The organism is Listeria fleischmannii subsp. fleischmannii LU2006-1, assembly GCF_000344175.1.
Lineage (GTDB): Bacteria > Bacillota > Bacilli > Lactobacillales > Listeriaceae > Listeria > Listeria fleischmannii.
The window spans coordinates 58397-77102 of the sequence record NZ_ALWW01000001.1 but is presented as its reverse complement, the minus strand read 5'-3'; the positions used below and the strand labels follow the sequence as shown (position 1 = coordinate 77102).

General features: G+C 38.0%; 22 protein-coding genes and 1 pseudogene. 18 read left to right on the top strand and 5 right to left on the bottom strand.

Annotation, left to right across the window (positions count from 1 at the left end; all coding sequences use genetic code 11):
• The first annotated feature begins 11 nt into the window (after positions 1–11).
• From xylB to LFLEISCH_RS00410, 5 genes are all read left to right on the top strand, one after another.
• Positions 12–1502 carry a xylulokinase gene (xylB, locus tag LFLEISCH_RS00425; RefSeq protein ID WP_007471853.1) on the top strand — a complete coding sequence of 497 codons (1491 nt, stop codon included), beginning with the start codon at positions 12–14 and terminating at the stop codon, positions 1500–1502.
• Positions 1503–1592: 90 nt separating this feature from the next.
• Positions 1593–2234 (top strand): histidine phosphatase family protein, encoded by a 642-nt coding sequence (locus LFLEISCH_RS00420; RefSeq protein ID WP_007471851.1) that lies wholly within the window; start codon positions 1593–1595, stop codon positions 2232–2234.
• Between the two features lie 121 nt (positions 2235–2355).
• Positions 2356–2490 carry a hypothetical protein gene (locus tag LFLEISCH_RS16130; RefSeq protein WP_277619579.1) on the top strand — a complete coding sequence of 45 codons (135 nt, stop codon included), beginning with the start codon at positions 2356–2358 and terminating at the stop codon, positions 2488–2490.
• A 2-nt stretch (positions 2491–2492) separates the two neighbouring features.
• The gene (locus LFLEISCH_RS00415; protein WP_007471848.1) at positions 2493–2969 is read left to right on the top strand and encodes a MarR family winged helix-turn-helix transcriptional regulator; all 477 of its coding nucleotides are present in this window, start codon (positions 2493–2495) and stop codon (positions 2967–2969) included.
• Positions 2970–3138: 169 nt separating this feature from the next.
• Positions 3139–4665, top strand: a complete 1527-nt coding sequence (locus LFLEISCH_RS00410; protein ID WP_007471846.1) for a flavocytochrome c — start codon at positions 3139–3141, stop codon at positions 4663–4665.
• A 51-nt stretch (positions 4666–4716) separates the two neighbouring features.
• On the opposite strand, the gene LFLEISCH_RS00405 is transcribed toward LFLEISCH_RS00410, so the two are convergent.
• From LFLEISCH_RS00405 to LFLEISCH_RS16125, 3 genes are all read right to left on the bottom strand, one after another.
• Positions 4717–6153, bottom strand: a complete 1437-nt coding sequence (locus LFLEISCH_RS00405; RefSeq protein WP_007471844.1) for a glycoside hydrolase family 1 protein — start codon at positions 6151–6153, stop codon at positions 4717–4719.
• 393 nt (positions 6154–6546) lie between these two features.
• Complete coding sequence (locus LFLEISCH_RS16415) at positions 6547–7092, bottom strand: Abi family protein (RefSeq protein ID WP_420912436.1); 546 nt, start codon at positions 7090–7092, stop codon at positions 6547–6549.
• Positions 7089–7469, bottom strand: coding sequence for an Abi family protein (locus LFLEISCH_RS16125; RefSeq protein ID WP_051057268.1), 381 nt, complete (start codon positions 7467–7469; stop codon positions 7089–7091). Before LFLEISCH_RS16125 ends, LFLEISCH_RS16415 begins: the two co-directional genes overlap by 4 nt.
• Positions 7470–7615: 146 nt before the next feature.
• Between LFLEISCH_RS16125 and LFLEISCH_RS00395 the strand changes: the two genes are divergently transcribed.
• The 6 genes and pseudogenes from LFLEISCH_RS00395 to LFLEISCH_RS00370 all read left to right on the top strand — a co-directional run bounded on the left by LFLEISCH_RS00395 (position 7616) and on the right by LFLEISCH_RS00370 (position 12536).
• Complete coding sequence (locus LFLEISCH_RS00395; protein WP_007471843.1) at positions 7616–9115, top strand: T7SS effector LXG polymorphic toxin; 1500 nt, start codon at positions 7616–7618, stop codon at positions 9113–9115.
• Positions 9096–9440 (top strand): hypothetical protein, encoded by a 345-nt coding sequence (locus LFLEISCH_RS00390; RefSeq protein ID WP_007471841.1) that lies wholly within the window; start codon positions 9096–9098, stop codon positions 9438–9440. Before LFLEISCH_RS00395 ends, LFLEISCH_RS00390 begins: the two co-directional genes overlap by 20 nt.
• A 242-nt stretch (positions 9441–9682) precedes the next feature.
• Positions 9683–10776, top strand: a pseudogene (uvrC, locus tag LFLEISCH_RS00385) (excinuclease ABC subunit UvrC).
• Between the two features lie 68 nt (positions 10777–10844).
• Complete coding sequence (locus LFLEISCH_RS00380) at positions 10845–11294, top strand: DMT family transporter (RefSeq protein WP_007471835.1); 450 nt, start codon at positions 10845–10847, stop codon at positions 11292–11294.
• 36 nt (positions 11295–11330) lie between these two features.
• Entirely contained in the window at positions 11331–11774 is a 444-nt protein-coding gene (locus LFLEISCH_RS00375) for a DMT family transporter (RefSeq protein ID WP_373852535.1), read from the top strand.
• An 81-nt stretch (positions 11775–11855) separates the two neighbouring features.
• Complete coding sequence (locus tag LFLEISCH_RS00370) at positions 11856–12536, top strand: DsbA family oxidoreductase (RefSeq protein WP_007471829.1); 681 nt, start codon at positions 11856–11858, stop codon at positions 12534–12536.
• A gap of 27 nt (positions 12537–12563) precedes the next feature.
• On the opposite strand, the gene LFLEISCH_RS00365 is transcribed toward LFLEISCH_RS00370, so the two are convergent.
• The gene (locus LFLEISCH_RS00365; RefSeq protein WP_040504715.1) at positions 12564–13244 is read right to left on the bottom strand and encodes a cyclic nucleotide-binding domain-containing protein; all 681 of its coding nucleotides are present in this window, start codon (positions 13242–13244) and stop codon (positions 12564–12566) included.
• A 70-nt stretch (positions 13245–13314) separates the two neighbouring features.
• Positions 13315–13845, bottom strand: a complete 531-nt coding sequence (locus LFLEISCH_RS00360; RefSeq protein ID WP_007471825.1) for a hypothetical protein — start codon at positions 13843–13845, stop codon at positions 13315–13317.
• A gap of 376 nt (positions 13846–14221) precedes the next feature.
• Here LFLEISCH_RS00360 and LFLEISCH_RS00355 point away from each other — a divergent pair, with 376 nt between their 5' ends.
• From LFLEISCH_RS00355 to LFLEISCH_RS00325, 7 genes are all read left to right on the top strand, one after another.
• A complete protein-coding gene (locus tag LFLEISCH_RS00355; RefSeq protein WP_007471824.1) occupies positions 14222–14575 on the top strand; it encodes an iron chaperone in 354 nt (117 codons plus the stop codon).
• A 66-nt stretch (positions 14576–14641) separates the two neighbouring features.
• Positions 14642–15067, top strand: a complete 426-nt coding sequence (locus LFLEISCH_RS00350; protein ID WP_007471822.1) for a universal stress protein — start codon at positions 14642–14644, stop codon at positions 15065–15067.
• A 117-nt stretch (positions 15068–15184) separates the two neighbouring features.
• Positions 15185–15586 (top strand): DUF4064 domain-containing protein, encoded by a 402-nt coding sequence (locus LFLEISCH_RS00345; RefSeq protein ID WP_007471820.1) that lies wholly within the window; start codon positions 15185–15187, stop codon positions 15584–15586.
• Positions 15577–15978, top strand: coding sequence for a hypothetical protein (locus LFLEISCH_RS00340; protein ID WP_007471818.1), 402 nt, complete (start codon positions 15577–15579; stop codon positions 15976–15978). Before LFLEISCH_RS00345 ends, LFLEISCH_RS00340 begins: the two co-directional genes overlap by 10 nt.
• Positions 15979–16076: 98 nt before the next feature.
• On the top strand, positions 16077–17081 hold the full coding sequence (locus LFLEISCH_RS00335) for an inorganic phosphate transporter (protein WP_007471815.1): 1005 nt from the start codon (positions 16077–16079) through the stop codon (positions 17079–17081).
• Between the two features lie 45 nt (positions 17082–17126).
• Positions 17127–18326, top strand: a complete 1200-nt coding sequence (locus tag LFLEISCH_RS00330) for a multidrug effflux MFS transporter (protein ID WP_007471814.1) — start codon at positions 17127–17129, stop codon at positions 18324–18326.
• Complete coding sequence (locus tag LFLEISCH_RS00325) at positions 18316–18696, top strand: VOC family protein (RefSeq protein ID WP_007471812.1); 381 nt, start codon at positions 18316–18318, stop codon at positions 18694–18696. The genes LFLEISCH_RS00330 and LFLEISCH_RS00325 overlap by 11 nt, the downstream gene beginning before the upstream one ends.
• Positions 18697–18706: the final 10 nt, after the last annotated feature.

Genomic DNA, 18706 nt, shown 5'->3' with positions numbered 1-18706 from the left:
AGGAGAAGAAAATGGCTTATGTGTTAGGGTTGGATTTAGGAACAAGTGCACTTAAAGCAGTGTTGATGACTGAGAAGGGCGAATGGGTGGCCGAGGCATCGAGTGATTATCCGTTCATTAGTGAAAAAAAGGGGTATAGCGAACAAAATCCGGCCGAGTGGGTCGGAGCGCTACACGCGGTTTTTGAGGTGCTACACCAAAAAGTCTCTAATTTAAAAGAAAAACTTGCCGGAATTAGCTTTTCGGGCCAAATGCACAGCTTAGTCGTGATGGATAGCGAGATGAAAGTGGTGCGTCCTGCGATTTTATGGAACGATGTACGAACGACGGAAGCGTGTCAGTTTATTTATCGGACGATGCCGGATATTCGAGAAATTACGCGAAATCCCGTGTTAGAAGGCTTTACGCTTCCTAAATTAGTTTGGCTTACCCAAAATGAACCAGAAACTTGGCGACAGGCGGCCCATTTTTGTTTGCCAAAAGATTATTTAGCTTATATATTAACAGGTGAACTATGTACCGATTACTCCGATGCAGCAGGAACGCTACTTTTAGATGTCACAAAGAAAGTATATTCGGATGAAATTTTAAACGCGTTCCAAATCCCTAAACAGGCACTTCCAAAACTTGTTTCTTCCACGACCTGTATTGGCGCGGTAACTGTTACAATGGCACAAAAGCTTGGGATTAAAACGGACGTCAAAGTTTTCATGGGCGGGGCGGATAATGCGGTGGCCGCAATTGGGTCTGGCATCACTCGACCGGGTCTTGCACTTTCAAGCATTGGAACGAGTGGCGTCTTCCTAAATTTTGAGTCGAACGTTTTGGAGGCCGGCAGAACACCTTTACATTTCTTTAATCATATAGAAGATACGGCTTTTTATTCCATGGGTGTTACGCTTTCGGCGGGCAATAGTTTGAACTGGTTTAAACGGGAATTTGCACCGGAAGAAAGTTTTGACGAGCTTTTTTCCAGTGCGAGCCGTATTCCAGTCGGCGCTTTGGGACTACTTTTTACACCGTATATAAGCGGAGAGCGGACACCGTATACAGATAGCGAAATTCGCGGGGCATTTATCGGCATTGATGGCAGACACACGCGCAGCCACTTTATGCGAGCCGTTCTAGAAGGAATTACGTTTTCACTGCGAGATACTTTTGAGCTGTTAAAACTGGCAGGACGTGATGCGGCGGAAATCATTGCAGTTGGCGGCGGTGCCAAAAACCCGCTGTGGCTCCAAATGCAGGCAGACATTTACAATCGAAATGTACGAACTTTAGCCAATGAACAAGGGCCAGGTGTTGGCGCAGCAATGATTGCGGCAACAGGCTTAAACTATTTTTCAAGCCTAAATGAGTGTGCCAAGCTTTTCGTCACCTATAGCGATAAAATTTATACGCCAAACGAAGAAAATGCGCTCGCATATGAAAAAATATATGCCATTTATCGTGAAATTTACAAGGCGACTAAACCGCTTTCAATGAGCCTAGCCAAGCTATAAAGCGAAAAAATGTTAAATTCCTCCTCTTTTAAAAAAATACCTAGAGTGGTACAATGAACACATTAGTGTTTGATTATAGGAGGAAATGAATTGGAACAAGGCAAACTCACAATTTATTTTGTAAGGCATGGTAAAACAGAGTGGAATTTAACGGGCCAAATGCAAGGGTGGGGAGATTCACCACTTGTGTCAGAAGGTAAAAATGGCGCGATTTTAGTCGGTGAAGCACTTCAAGATATTCGTTTTAAAGCCGCATATGTAAGTCCGAGTAAACGTACACAAGATACAGCCAAATATATTTTAAGTGGAAAAAAAGTTCCCATTCACCTCACAGAAGAATTTCGTGAAATGAGCTTTGGCTCTTGGGAGGGCGTCCGCGTTAGCGAGTTAGATGATCAGTTTAAAGAAGCGCGACACGCTATGCTTCATAGCCCGGCCACATTCGATGCGCGTGAAAACGGCGGCGAAACCTACTATCAGTTAGAAGAACGTGTCCAAAAAGGCATTCAAAAGCTTATCTCTGAACAAAAAAGTGGAAATGTACTTGTCGTATCTCACGGCATGACGTTAACGCTTCTTATGTATCTTCTTGGCGGCGGCAAAATGGCCGATCATCGGCTAAAAGGTGAACGTATTTTAAATACAAGTATCAGTCAAGTTGACTATGAAAACGGCGAGTTTCGTGTAGTGAAACTAAATGATATCGCGCATTTGGAAAAGACGCGCGTATAAAAAAGAAAAGGTATTTGATTTTTAATCAGGTGCCTTTTCTTTTTTGTTGACAAAATATGAAGGTGCCTTTATAATACAGAACATAAGGTACCTTTATAATAAAACTTGGAGATGATTTAAAATGGAAGAACAAAATTTAATGAAACAATTCTTGACACTCGATCGTTTATTATGGCGTTATCAAGGTATGAAAATGCAGCGCTTTGGCCCGTTTGGTAACCTTATCGGGGGCAAGGACGTGTACTTGCAATTTTAAAAATGCAACCTGAAATTACGCAAAAAAAATTAGCCTATTTGCTTGATATGCGTAATCAGTCTTTAGGAGAACTGCTTTCAAAACTTGAAAAGAGTGGCTATATCACACGTGAGCCGTCTCAAGATGATCGTCGTGTGATGAATGTAACTTTGACCGATTTAGGCAAAGAAAAAGCGGAAGAAATGAGTCATCCTAGCGTAGAATCTGGCCATGTATTTGATTGTTTGTCGGATGAGGAGCAGGAGACGCTTTCGGAATTATTGGAGCGTTTAACGGCGCATGTAGAAGGTTTGCAAGCTGATATGACGAAAGAAGAGGGAATGCCGGAATTTAATCCTGAACAAATGCGCGGCGGCTTTGGACCAGGTCATGGTTTCCATCCTGGTTTTCGCGGCGACGGACCTAGACGCGGTGATTTTCCTCATGGGATGAACCCCGATATGATGCGTGGTGGTAGAGATCCTCATTTTGAAGAGTAAAGTATAGAATAAGTATTTAAGGCCCTTAGGCGTTTACCCGCGTAAGGGTTTTTTATGCACAATTTTTGTGAAACAGCACACAAAGTAAATTTTTTATGTTATGATTGTTCATGTGTTCACGATATAAGGGCGTAAAACGTGAAAAAGGGAATAAAATGGAGGTTTAACAATGAAAAAGAAATTAGTAGCAGCACTTATTTTTATCCTTTCTATCACACTTGTGCTTGCAGGGTGCGGGTCTAGTGATAAGGCAAATGAAAAAAATAAGGGCAAGTCTAGCGAAAAAGAAGAAGCAGCGGAAGTGAATTCGGGAGCATCCCAGGCAAGTTATACGGCCATGGATAAATTAAAAGATCAATATGATATTGTTATCGTTGGTGCGGGCGGCGCTGGAATGACAGCCGCTCTTGAAGCGAAAGAAAAAGGCTTAAACCCCGTTATTTTTGAAAAAATGCCGGTTGCCGGAGGAAATACATCGAAAGCCTCATCAGGAATGAATGCTTCCGAAACAAAATTCCAAAAAGAGCAAGGGATTAAGGACAGTAACGACCTTTTTTATAAGGAAACTTTAGAAGGCGGACACGGAACAAACGATAAAGAGATGCTCCGCTTCTTCGTAGATAATTCCGCAGACGCGATTGACTGGCTAGATACAAAAGGCATTAAATTGAACAATATTACCATTACAGGTGGAATGAACGAAAAAAGAACGCATCGTCCTGAAGATGGTTCTGCAGTAGGACAATACTTAGTAGATGGCCTTTTAGGGAACGTTCAAGAAGAAAAAATCCCGACATTTGTTAATGCAAATGTAACAGAAATCATGCAAAAAGATGGAAAAGTGAGTGGCGTAAAAGTCTTATTTAATAATAAGACAGAAAAAGAAATTGCGGCAGATGCAGTTATTGTGACAACAGGTGGTTACGGTGCCAATGCGGACATGATTGAAAAAGTTCGTCCTGATTTAAAAGGGTATGTGACAACGAACCAAGAAGGTAGCACAGGCGATGGTATTAAAATGATTGAAAAACTTGGCGGGACAGTAGTGGATATGGATCAAATTCAAGTTCATCCTACTGTACAACAAGAAAAATCGTATTTAATCGGGGAAGCCGTTCGTGGTGAAGGGGCCATCTTAGTAAATAACGATGGCAAACGTTTCACAAATGAACTAGATACACGCGATAAAGTAACAGCAGCCATTAATAAAGAGCCTGCAAAATCAGCTTACTTAGTTTTTGATGCAGGGGTTACAGAACGTGTGAAGGCCATTAAACAATATGAAGAAATGGGCTTTGTGAAAAAAGCGGATACAGTTGAAGCATTAGCGAAAGAAATGGATGTTCCGGCAAATGATTTGAAAGCAACGTTAGATACGTGGAATAGTAGCGTAAAAGCTAAAAAAGACGCTGAATTCGGTCGTGAAACTGGAATGGATAATGATTTATCAAAAGCGCCATATTATGCGATTAAAATTGGGCCTGGCATTCATTATACAATGGGTGGTGTGAAAATTAATACGAACACCGAAGTTCTGGATAAAGATGGTAAACCAATTACGGGTTTATTTGCAGCAGGGGAAGTAGCTGGCGGATTACACGGTGAAAATCGTATTGGTGGAAACTCGGTTGCAGAAATTATTATTTTCGGACGTCAAGCCGGTATTAAATCAGCAGAATATGTGAACGCAAAATAAATTGAAACGCCCTTATAAAAAGTGGGATGGCCATGTGCCATCCCACTTTTTTTATAATTCTTCGCCATTTGTTTCTATCACTTTTTTATACCAATAAAAGCTCTTCTTAGGAATACGTGTCATCGGCGCATCATCAGAAACATCGCGGTCCACATACACGAAACCATAACGTTTTTGGTAGCCGTTTAACCAGCTAAGTAAATCTGTAAAGCTCCATGTGCAGTAGCCAAGCATAGTAACCCCGTCGCTAATCGCGTCACGAATTGCCGTCACATGGCTTGCCAAATAGTCGATACGATAGTCATCGTGAATTTGTCCGTCTTCTAGCTTATCAAATTCCCCTAAACCATTCTCTGTGATTAAAATAGGGAGTTGATAGCGGCTATTAATGCGGCGTAAGGCAATTTGTAAACCTTTCGGGTCAATGGTCCAGTCCCAATTTGTCGTTTTTACAAAAGGATTAACAACTTTCTTGTAAACGCCAGGAACCCCGGTCTCTTTTGAAGTCCCTTTCTTACCTGTCGTATTCATTTCATTACTCATACCAACCCCATCAAGTGGGTTATAAGCAACCGTTGCAGATTGATAATAATTCACACCCATAAAGTCAGGCGTGCCGGCACGTAGTAATTCCATATCGCCATCCTCAATTGTAGGCGCAATATTTTGTTCCTCAAGATATTTCCAAACCGCACTTGGATAACGTCCATACGCATAAACATCCATCCAAAAGTAACTATTTAATTCTTCCGCATCATCAGCAGCCTGAACATTTTTTGGATCTGTATCAATTGGATAGTGAGGAGTGTAGGCAAAACTAGGTCCAATTTTCCCATCAGGACAAACCGCGTGAAAGGCTTTTATTACACTAGCGTTGGCTAAGTTGGCGATATGGTTCACCGCATACATCCGTTTTGGATCAGAAACTTTTGGCGGATGAAGAGCTTGACCATAACCCATTCCAACAAAGATATTTTGTTCGTTTAAAGAAACCCAGTATTTTACTCGGTCACCGTAGCGTTTAAATAAAGTAACGGCATAGTTTGTAAAATCTTGAATGACTTCCCGTGATTCCCAACCACCATATTCATCGAAAAGCGCCTGAGGAATATCCCAGTGATAAATCGTGACAAGTGGTTCAATGTCATATTTTAAAAGTTCATCAATTAAATCATCATAAAATTTAAGTCCGGCCTCATTTACTTCCCCTTTTCCTTTGGGGAAAATACGCGACCAAGCAATTGAAAAACGATAGGCCTTAAGACCAGCATCTGCCATCAATTTAACATCTTCTTTATAACGATGATAATGGTCTACCGCAACATCTCCGTTTGTTCCTTTGTAAGTTGTACCCGGTATTCTAACATACTCATCCCAAACCGATGGGCCTTTACCGTCTGCATCCCACGCACCTTCAATTTGATATGCTGCAGAAGCCGATCCCCATAAGAAATCTTTCGGAAAACTTGTCCGTTTTTTGTGTTCCATTTATAATCCTCCTCAGTCCATAATTCATAAAACACATTACTTCTTTATTTTAAAGTATATTCTTTTGAAATGGAAGTGTAAAGGTGTTCTGGGAGAGTGTGCTTGAAGTTTAGTCATAGATTTTTATGCCGAAAATCTTTCCGAAATTCATTTATCCTATTTTTAATCGTAATCTGGTGATATCACAAAGACTTGTGAGGTGGTCAAATCATCACACCAAATCCAGACTATAAATTAGAGGCACTATCCATCAAAATGGAAGGTATTTTATATAACACCGTAGCTCATAAAAAAAGGATGTTCGTTAAGAACATCCTTTCCGTACTTCTAAACATTAAAATTGCGTACAATAATAATGCCAAGGTTTAAACCTTGTTCCTTAGTTAGATGATATCAATATTGATATAATTTGTCAATTAGTATATTGATAGCAGTGAAAAATCTTTTAATGTCAATGTTAGATGAATAATAATCTTTTGTTCTATGAAGCCTTATCTTATAATCATTGAGCATTTCTTTCTTGTTCTCTTGTACTCCGTGGCTGCAATAAGTTTTGTGTAGAAGGAATGTCGCAAATATGTCATGAATTCTTTTAACTCTAAGTTGAGACTCACTGAGCTTTATATAATTTTTGTTTTGTTCTTTTAAAAAGGGATTAATAGCCTTTCCAGGTTTTATGAATAAAATAAGAGGGCTACTATGAGCAGACTTATTTCTAATATTTTTGGCGAATTTTAATAGTTCATTGGACATCTTAAAGTTATCTTTATTAAAAAACACATCAGAATAGTAGTGCTCTACGAACATTACAAAGGTTCCATAACTCATCAATTCTAAAGCTACCCAAACGGGTGGATTATCGTAATACTTTTGGTATATCGAGGTATAGCATAGTTGCTGTTTTTTATTGTAGTATTGCTCTTTTTTAAAAAGTTCTATCTTTCTACGCTCATCTTTTTCGAAAATGATTCCATAATTTTATAGCCTTCTTCTTTTTTATCCAAGGTAATATTTTTTAATAGTTTAGTTTTAATAGAATGCTCAATATCTAAACACATTTGTAGCATTATATATCTCAATCGCATATCTAATATGGCTAAATCTGATAAATAAGCAAATTCTAGATTCTCGTATTTCCCACTTCGATTGCATGTATAGTTTTTTCTATATGACCCTAATTTATAATAATAGTTATTTTCTTTTAAAATTTCAATTGCTTTAGCTTCAGTGGTTATTTGAAAAGTTATTCCTTTGTCTTTCATATTTTGAATAAGTTCCTCATAAGTAAGTAATTTCTTTTTTTGTTTCAGCTTCACTTATGCATCATCCTTTTTAGTATGGTATTTACATTATAACATAAAATAAAAAGTTAAAATTTCAATTTAATATTTTTCCTTATTCAACAAATAGACACACCTATACATCTTCCAGAATGGTATACTAAAAGTAAGGAGGAGATGGGATGAGTCGAATTGACATCGGAGAAGTGAGGCATTTTCTAACCATTTTAAAGCAAGCCAATGCGGAGGCGCGTGTCTGGTTACTCCAATTAAAACAAACAGTCGAACGTTATGTGCAGGATGATAGCTTATCGGGAAAAGCGGTCGAAGCGTCTAAATCTTATTTTGAAGCAAGCTATCCGCCCTTGATTGAGACGATTTTACAAGCTTTTGATACGAGTGAGGCGCTTTTGGCACAATATATCCAAGCGTTTCATAGTCAGGTGGACCCTTCGCCTAATGCGCGAATTGATGCCGTTTTATTGGGGCAAGCGATGGAAAAAGTGAAAAGTATTCGAAGGAAACAAGAAGCGTTACAGCAATCTTTATCGGGCTCTACAGCGGGAATTTACGAGGGAAGAGCTCAAACTTTGCGTCTTGATTTTATCGAGGCCGTGGAACAAGAAAAGATTCTTGAAAAGTACTTACAATTTGAGCAAAGCCATACTCATTTTTTTGAACCCCTTATCGAATTAGTGCAGGCGGCGAAGCGTGCGGTAGATGTTCTCCACCAACAAGTCCACTTTAATGAAGAGACGGGCACTTATACGGTAGCGAAAACATTTGCTCCTGCGATGAAAAGTTTGCAGGACTCCCTTCAAAAAGCACGCGGAATCGATCCAAAATTAGATGAACAGCTAGAAGACTATGAGATATTGGCTGTGGTGTACAAAGATAACACCGGAAAAGATGCGGTAATGTGGGTGTTAGAAAAAGATGGGGTACGCGTTCAAAATATGAAGCTACAAAAGTATATCGAACAGACGGGGCGCTACCAAGATGCAGAGAAATATACTATAATCACCTTAGCGGACCTCGATAAAAAAATCACCAAAGCGTGGCAAAAGGGTACCTACTATATGAACGGGAAAGTGTATTCTGGCGGCACCGGGAAAGTCCTCCAAGCCTCTGCCTATGTGCAGGAGTGGAAAGGGAAGATTGATGAATCGGGATTGACGGATGTGGTGCTTGGGCTCGGCTTGAGTGCGGCGGCGATTCGTTATAAAGAGATAAAAGTGGACATGATGGGTGGGAAGATTCCTATTAATGAGCATGCTAAAATAGCGAAAGCTTCCTTGCATAATGTCAAAACAGATTCCATGATGCTTGGAAAATATACTCCAGCTATGGAAAATGGAGTGGCTAACTGGGGAAAGGCGGGTCCAGATTCCTACATAGCAAAAGCGGGTAATGACTCGATGTATTTTGATTTAGGACAAAAATGGTCTGTGATTGAAACCAAATATAAGTTAACACCTGATGAGATGTTTGAACAATTTAATATACCGGCACTTGAAAGGGCAGTGAAGGACGGGAAAACTATACGATTTTCACATGACCCAATGTTAGATGCTTATAAAGATAGTTATTTACGTAAAGAATGGAACTATTTGAAAAGTGAACACAATTATAAACGATTAAAACAAGAAGGAGATGTTTGGATTGCAGTCAAAAAAAAGTGACCAGTTGGTAGATGAAATAGCAAACGAATTTGAAACATATTTTGGGGATAAAATTGATACAATATCCATATATAATGTGACAGATACACCTTACCCAATGTTTAATTTTCGTTTTGAGTTGTATAACTCGTTTATAATTGAGTTTAGTTATAATAGAGGGGCGATAGGATGCGGAATTAATTTTGGGAATTATGGAGTTGATGTGAAAAACAGTATAGGGTGGTATGATTTAAAAAATATTGGGCAATTTTGTAAAGAGTTAGACGAGGATATAAGATTACGAATTCCAGATAAATTCTTACAAAGAAAAGGCTGGTTAGAATAGATGGTATTCACTGCATTAGGTGAAAAAATATAAATTGGAAGCTCCTGCTATCTGCTTAAGTGAGGGCTTTTTTATGAACTTATTGAATTAATAAAATGACAGTGTGCAATTAAATTCAGTTTGAAACCTATATAACTAAACGGATACTTTTTACCATAAAGCGGTAATACCGTGGTATCTTTACAAACTTGAACGAAAGGGCTAAAATAAAGTGGCGAACATATGTTTTTTGGAGGTGTCGCATGAAAAATAAACTAAAAGAAAAACTTCAAACTTTGCCTGAATCGCCAGGATGTTATATTTACCGAGATAAAAACGGTGATATTCTTTATATAGGGAAATCAAAAAAATTTAAAAAAAACGTGTAAAATCTTATTTTACAAAAACGCAAAGTGGGAAAACGGCGCGATTAGTTCACCATATTGTTGATTTTGAACTTATTTTAACGGACTCAGAACAAGAGGCCCTTCTTTTAGAAATGACACTTATCATGAAATATCAACCACCTTATAATGTTATGTTAAAAGAAGAAATTCGTTATCTGTACATTAAAATTACGAACGAACAAAATCCACACCTTGAACTGACAAAGGAAATTGAAAACGACGGCGGCCATTACTTTGGGCCCTATGCAAGCCGTTATATGGCCACAGAAACGCTTGAGCTCATTCAAAAATTATATCCCCTTTGCCACTGTTCTGGAAAAAAGGGCCGGCCATGTTTTTACTATCATTTGGGTATGTGCATCGGCCCGTGTGCGCGAAATGTTAGTCCAGAAGAATATAATGACCAAATAAAAAAAATCAAACAATTTTTAAACGGCGGGCAAAAAGCCGTCAAAAGGGAAATTAAAGAGCGCATGCAAAATCAAATGGAGGCGCTCGAATTTGAACGCGCAAAAGAAACACACGCGCTTTTAAATATTTTGGACCGTGTTACGGAAAAACAAAAAGTCATTACACGCGATTTTGGCCATCGTGATATAGTTCATTTTGTAGGTAGTGATAATTATTGTGCCGTTCAAATTTTCTTTGTGAGAAATGGCGCGATTGTTGGCCGAACAGCGAAAGTATTTGAATATACAGGAGAACTGTCTGAAGTAGTGGAAAGTTATTTAGTCCAATTTTATATGCATCCTAATCACTTAGAACCAAAAGAACTACTTATTCCAGATACCCTAGATCCGACTTTACTAGCTAAAACACTAGATATAAAAGTGCGTGTACCTAAAAAGGGTGAGAAAAAAGCTTTATTAGAGTTGGTTCATGAAAATGCCAAAAGCGCGTTAGAAGCCCATTTTAAAATGATTACCTATAAGTCAAAAGTAAGTGAGTAAGCTGTTTACAAATGGTCTGATTGCGCGTAAAATAATGGAAGTAAATTTGAGAGAGAGAAGGAGACGTTTTGGTTTTATTTTATTTGTTAGCTGGCATCTTGGCGGGTATGGTAATGCCTATCCAAACATCCGTAAATACACGTTTAAAGGGATATACAGAGTCACCATTTATCGCTTCTTTTGTATCATTTTCTGTTGGGAGTATCGTTTTAGTTATTATTTCACTACTAACCTTCCATGATTATTCAAGCATCGGTCATGCGATAATGACCAGTCCGTGGTGGATTTGGTTTGGTGGCGGAATTTTAGGAACTATTTTTTTAACAAACAATATTTTGTTATTACCAAAATTAGGTGCAGCCTTAACAGTAATGGTGACCGTTTGTGGTCAAATGGTGATGGCGATACTCATTGACCAATTTGGTTGGTTTAGTCTGCCTGTCCACGAATTAAATCCTGAACGCTTAATTGGCGTATTACTCATGTTCTTTGGCGTTTACTTGATGCAAAGGTTTTAGGGGGGGAGACAATTGGAAAAACAAGCTACCAAAACAATGTTTTTATTTATGATTATGGGCTTTTTCGCTGGAATGATGTCGCCTATTCAAACGTCCATCAACGGGAAATTACGCACGGCTGTTGGGTCGCCGCTTGTGGCGTCGATGATTTCCTTTTTAATCGGAACTATTGCCCTTTTTATAATTTGTTTAATCATTGAAAAAAGAGTTACGTTCAAACTGCGCGGTGTGGGGAAAGTACCGTGGTGGATTTTTACAGGCGGCCTTTTGGGCGTTTTCTTCATCACGTCTAATATTCTGTTGTTGCCCGTGCTTGGTTCCGCCATGGTTGTGGTACTCGCGATTTGTGGCCAAATGGTGATGGCGCTTTTAATTGATCATTTCGGTTGGTTTGGTGTAATCAGACATCCTATTAATCGGTATCGAATTATTGGTGTCGCGATCATGCTTATTGGTGTAGTGTTGATTCAGAAATTCTAAGGCAAAAAGATTGCGTAATTTTCTATTTCCGTTAAAATAAACTCTGTACTTACTTTTTATAAGTGAGAAAGGAGAATAAAGATGGAGATTGAAATTTGGTCAGATTTTGCCTGCCCGTTTTGTTATATTGGAAAAACGAATCTTGAAAAAGTGCTTGATGGTCGCACGGATGTGAATGTCACGTTTCGCAGCTTTGAACTTGATCCAAACGCGCCTGTTCAAACAGATAAAAATATTCACGAACTATTAGCTGAAAAATACGGGAAAACTGTAGCTGAGGCAAAGGCAATGAATGAAAATGTGGGTAACATGGCGCGGTCTGCCGGACTTCTATTCGATTTTGACCATATACAAGCAACGAATACATTTACAGCTCATCGAATTGCACAGTATGCTAGAACGGTGGGAAAAGAAAATGAATTTATGACAGCGGGCATGGAAGCTTACTTCACAAAAGGCGGTCATTTAAATGATGAAGAAACACTGTTAAAACTAGCGGAAGAAGCTGACTTAAATTTAGATAAAGTAAAAAAGATTATTCACTCTGATGAATATTTAGCACAAGTTCGTGTGGATGAAACAAAAGCGATGGAATACGGTATCACAAGTGTTCCTTTTTTTCTTATCGACGGGAAATATGCTATTTCAGGGGCGCAACCTGTTGAAAGTTTTGTTTCGGTATTGGAGAGAGCCTCAGGGACAAAAGAAGATATTTCAAAATCACAAGGGCCAGGCTGTTCAGATGACAGTTGTTCCTTTTAAAAAAACAGTGCCTCGGCACTGTTTTTTTTAAAAGGCTTTTTTAGGGATGGTGGAAGGATAAAGTTCTTCCATCCTTTCTAAATCGACTTGAAGACCGACTTCTGATTTTAAAAGTAGTTTTTGTTCATATGCGTGTTTAAGATGCTTATAAAACCCCGCTTGTGACAATGTAGAATACTCTTTTATGCGAGAAGCAGTATATTCTTTTGGTAAAGTAAGGAGCCTATCAAATTCTTTTAAATCGGGATGGCGCAAAAAACATATATTAAAAATAGCTTGAATAAGCACATTTTCCTTCACACGCATGCTTAAATGTGATTTTAAATAGTAGTGCACACCAAAGCGTTTCATAATATAGTAGAGAAACGGGGAGTTTTCAGGGAAATGTAAAAGGTACTGTAAGTCTTTTTGCTTTATAGAATAGACACTTGTTGGTGCTAAGGTTTCGAATGTCATACCTGAAAAATCATCAAATACTTGACCAAATAAGATGAAATCACCTTTTGAAAAAAATGAATAGAGCTGACTACTTTTTGACTCAATATCACGTGAAATGTAACCGGCAATGGTACCGCTTTTTATAATATAGGAAGTAGCGTGATTAAAAGGGATTTCCATATTTGCTGGTAATTTTTTTTCGTTTATCGCGTTTGGCAAAGTATCGCGAATGGCATTGATGAATTCATCAGGGGTGAAAAGATTGTCCATAAAATCAATCCCTTTCATTTCTTTGGGTTAGTACCTGTTTACCCAAAAGAAGAAAGGATACACCATATAATTACTTATGGAAATGCATATTTGGATAAGAATCACGCATTTTCTTCATATTAACAGTAATTCCAGAAGAATCTCTGGACAGAATTTCAGCTTTATAGAGGATATCGAGATGTTTATAAAATCCACCTTGCGAAAGTGTAGAATACTCCATCAAACGAGATTGCGTAAACTCTTTTGGGAATTTTACAAAATCTAGCTCATTGATATTAGTCTCAAGTAAAAAACAAAGATTATAAATACTTTGTGGCAACACATTGCTTTTAGTACGAAGGCTAAGTAAGGATTTTAAATAGTAATGCGTACCAAAACGTTTCATAATATAATAAATAAAGGGTGTATTTTCCGGAAAAGAGAGCCAAAATTCTAACTCTAACTTTTTAATCGCGTATACATCAACCTCTGTTATAGCCTCAAAAATCATGCCTTTAAAGTTGTCAAAAATCTGGCCAAACCCTACAACATCCCCTTTAGGAAAAAAAGGAATAAACTTGCTCGCTTTTTGATTCCATAGGATTACGTATAAATCCGCCAATAACTCCAGAGCTAATAATATAACATGAATCTATTTCTTCAAAGGATAGAATAGTCCCAGGCTGAACTTTTTATTTTTTCTATTGCATTTGGAAGTTCTTTTTTTATCCCATTTACAAATTCATCTGCATTAAATAGTATTTTCATTTTCGCTCACACCTTTCATTACTTGCATCATACCATGTATAGAGAAAAGGAAAATTTCACTTTAGTAGTTTTTTTTTGGATTATTTGTCTATTTTATGAATTTTTTTATCAAGCTTGACAAAGTGCAAAATAGAAATGGCAGATATAAAAATTTCAACTGTTATAGAAAGCGCTATCTTTTTGTGAATCGTCATGTTATCCTAAAGAAAAGACTAAAAGAGGTGCATAAAATGGAAGAATATCAAAATATAGATGAATATATCAATCAATTTTCAGGAATAGTAAAAGAGCGACTTTTAGCCATTCGGGCATTAGTTAAAGAAATAGCGCCAGAAGCTACAGAAAAAATAAGTTACGGTATTCCAACATTTTATTTAAACGGTAATTTAGTTCATTTTGCAGGGTATAAAACGCATATTGGTTTCTATCCAGGCGCAAAAGGTGTGGCTACTTTTTTAGATGATGTAGAGGGAAAATATAAATATTCCAAAGGGACGATACAATTTCCGTTAAACGAAGAAATGCCAGTAGCTTTAATTGAAAAAATAGTGAGATTTAGAACAGAAGAAAATCGTTCAAAATAAGTTTAAATTAGACTGGTGAAGGTATAGAATAGAGAGGCTAAAAGATACTTAAGGAGGCGATTTCCTGTGTATAAACGAATTTTAGTTGCCATAGACGGATCAAAACAAGCGGAAAAAGCTTTTCATGAAGCTGTTCAATTGGCGAAAGCGCTTGATGCATCTCTTGCACTGGCAAGTGTTATAGATGTAAGGTCTTTCCCAAGCTTCACAGCTGAAGGTAGGACATGGGAAGCGGAACTTCGGTCGGATGTTGAAGAGATTTTGAGTAAATATGTTCAGATTGCAGAAGCGGAAGGAATTCAATCAGTTGGGACATTTTTAGAAGTAGGGAATCCGAAAAAATTATTAACAGAAGAAATTCCAGATTTATTTGGCGCCGATTTAATTATTTGCGGAGCAACAGGGTTAACGCGGTTAGAAAAAGTTTTGATGGGCAGTATTTCATCGTATATCGTGAAGCATGCAACCTGCCAAGTTTTAATTGCAAGATAAATACAAAAAGGAAGGAGCAAGTTATTCCTTCCTTTTTGTATTTTTTTCATAGAAATGAAAGCATTTTTTTTAAAACCATGCTAAACTAAATAGAGTAATGATAAAGAGGAGGGCCTTATGAACAGACAAGCAGAATTTATTTTAGCTATCGTTGGCGCAGCATTTAGTATACTTTCAACTATATTTATCGTATTATATGGCCTTTTTCTAGGGATGGGTTTTATTGCTAGTATGGGCTATACAAGCAGTGAAGATGTACTCTTTTTTGGTATTTTTGCTGTTATTATTGGTATTATTGTTTTAGTAACGATTGCATCAGCCGTGATTGGTTTTATTGCGGCATTTAAAATAAAAGCAGATGTACCAAAAATTCGAACGTATGCGATTCTTTTAATTGTATTTGGTGGTCTGCAAATTTCAAGCATTCAAGGGATTTTATTTTTAATAGCAGGTATTTTAACATTAACGAAAAAACCAGCTGAAAAAACAGAGAGTGAGGAACAGACGAAATGGGAATAATGTTTTTATTTATCTTTGGTATTTTATTTTTAGCATTAGTATCATTAGCGGCACGCGCTATGCTTGCGTTTTGGATTTATAAAGATGCAGAAAGGCGTGGGATGAATTCATTGCTTTGGTGTTTACTTATCGTATTCACAAGTGTGATTATCGTCTTACTGGTCTATCTTTTTGTGAAAAAACCTAGTTTCGAACCAAAGAAGGGCTTAGGGCTCTTAATAGCAGGTTGTATTATGACAGGTTTAAGTTTTGTACTTAGTATTTTTGTTGGAATTGGTTTCTTTACTTCTATTATTTATGAATTAGATAATGGGTGGTATGACGATGGTTATAATATGCACGATGAGATGGATGATCACATGTACGATTATGACGAGGAATATGATTTTTAAACAGAGACTTCATCTAGAGCCCCTGCAAGTAGTAGGGGTTTTTGTTTAGCTTAGAATAGGGTAGAGAGATAAAAAGGCAGTTTGATAGGAGTATTTTTATGGATACAGTTATTCTCATTACTATTTTGATTGTGATCGTTGGTCTTGCTTTTGATTTTATCAATGGATTTCATGATATTGCCAATGCGGTAGCTACATGTATTTCAACTCGTGTATTAAAGCCGCGTGTTGCTATTTCGATGGCCGCTGTCATGAACTTTCTTGGGGCGATTTCATTCACAGGTGTCGCTGAAAGTTTGACCAAAAGCATTGTAGATCCATTTTCTCTGAATAACGGGGAATTTGTTGTTTTATGCGGTTTAGTTGCTGCTGTAATCTGGAATTTACTGACATGGCTAATTGGTATGCCAAGTAGTTCCTCACATGCACTAATTGGTGCGATAGCGGGTGCAGCCATTGCATCTGCTGGGTTCAGTGTTATTAATTTCAGTGGATTTACGACGATTATAATTGCATTAATTATTTCGCCAATTATTGGATTTTCAGTAGGTTATTTGATTTATTCGGGATTTAAATGGATATTTCGAAATCGAAAACGTGCGAAAACCAATCGTCATTTTAGGGTGGCTCAGATTTTTACGGCTGCAATTCAAGCCTACGCACATGGAACAAACGATGCGCAAAAAACGATGGGAGTAATTACACTCGCTTTAATCACAAGCGGGCTCTTAAAAGAAACCGCTGGCGTCCCGTTTTGGGTCCAACTTTCTTGCGCGCTCGCGATGGCTATTGGCTCTTCTGTGGGTGGATTTCGTATCATTAAAACTGTCGGAACGAAGATCATGCGAATCGAGCCTGTGACAGGGGTTGCGGCGGATATTAGCTCACTTTCCGTCATTATGTCCGCAACCTTAACGCATCTGCCCGTGAGCACTACACAGGTTATTGACAGCTCGATTATGGGGGTTGGGACGGCCAATCATAAAAAAGAAGTGAACTGGCGCACAGGGAAAAATATGCTCGTTACTTGGATAATCACACTTCCCATTGCGGCTACGCTCGCAGCGCTCGTTTACTGGGTAGCAGCTTTTGTTTTTTTATAAAAAGTAAGTTTTTCAATGTTTAGGATTTAGCAAAAAGGAGAAATTATGCAAAAAAAAGATAAAATTGTTGTCTCATTAGTAATCATCCTAGGTTTTCTTTCCGCGTTTGGTCCACTTTCACTTGATATGTATTTGCCTGCACTGCCTGATCTGGCTGCCGATATGGGCGTCAGCGCATCTGTTTCTCAGCTTAGCTTAACGGCCTGTATGATTGGCCTTGCTGCTGGCCAATTAGTAATCGGCGCGCTTAGTGATTCAGTTGGCAGAAGGAAACCGCTTCTTATTGGGATATTTCTATATTTTATCATTTCTTTTATTTGTATTTTTACAGAAAACATCATTTTATTTATCATTCTTCGTTTTATTCAAGGATTTGCTGGTGGGGCAGGAAGCGTACTTTCACGTGCGATTGCGCGAGATTACTATGAAGGGAAAAATTTAACCCGCTTTTTTAGTTTTTTGATGCTAATTAATGGGCTAGGTCCTATTCTTGCACCAATTATTGGAAGTGGCATGTTACTTATTTCAGATTGGCGAGGCATTTTTATTTTGCTTACTTTTATTGGCTTGTTGCTCTTTGTTTTTTCATTTTTTATGGTAGGGGAATCTTTGCCGGAAAAAGAGCGCGAACAAGGTGGCTTAATGGGGATTTTAATTGCCTTTCGTACACTTCTTAAAAATCGAGAGTTTATGCAATATGCGCTACCACAAGGTCTGTTAACAGGTATGATGTTTGCTTACATTGCGGCTTCTCCGTTTGTTCTACAAAGTATCTATGCTTTATCCCCGCAAATGTTTAGTTTTTGCTTTGCCTTAAATGGTTTAGGGCTAGTTATAGCTTCCCAGTTAGCAGGAAATTTCAGCTTAAGGTATACTGAAGTTAGCGTATTTAAGTTTGGGGTTATATTGGCAGTCTCAGCGAGCCTTCTCCTACTTCTTTTACTCGCATTTTTAGCGCCAGTCGGGTTCATAATCCTTATTTTGTTTTTTGCTATTTCAAGTGTGGGTATAATTAATACAGTAGGTACCTCTCTTAGTATGCAAAGTCAGTCAAAAAATGCTGGAAGTGCCTCGGCGTTAATCGGATTAATGGGATTTCTATTCGGTGGAATTGTTTCGCCGCTTGTTGGTCTTGGTTCGGGGAAAACGGGATTACCGATGGGAATTGTAATGGTAGGTTGCGCCATTTCGGCTATCGTTATATTTCTGCTCTATCAGAAAGGAAGAATGAAATATGAGAATTGAACATATCGCCATTTGGGCCAAAGATTTAGAAAAAATGCGTCAATTTTATGAGGACTATTTTGATGCCTCTGCTTCAGAAAAATACGTCAATGAGAAAAAAGGATTTGCATCGTATTTTCTAACAATGAATTCGGAATGCCGGATCGAATTAATGACGCGTACGGATATTTTTTCAAGAACACAAGGCGAGCAATTTGGCTATGCCCATATTGCGATTTCGCTAGGCAGTAAAGAAAAGGTGGACCAATTTACAGAAATATTTAGAAATGACCATTTCGAAATCATAGGAGAGCCCCGTATAACAGGAGATGGCTACTATGAAAGTGTTATTTTAGATCCAGAAGGAAATCGAATTGAATTAACAATTTAAGTGAGGGTGA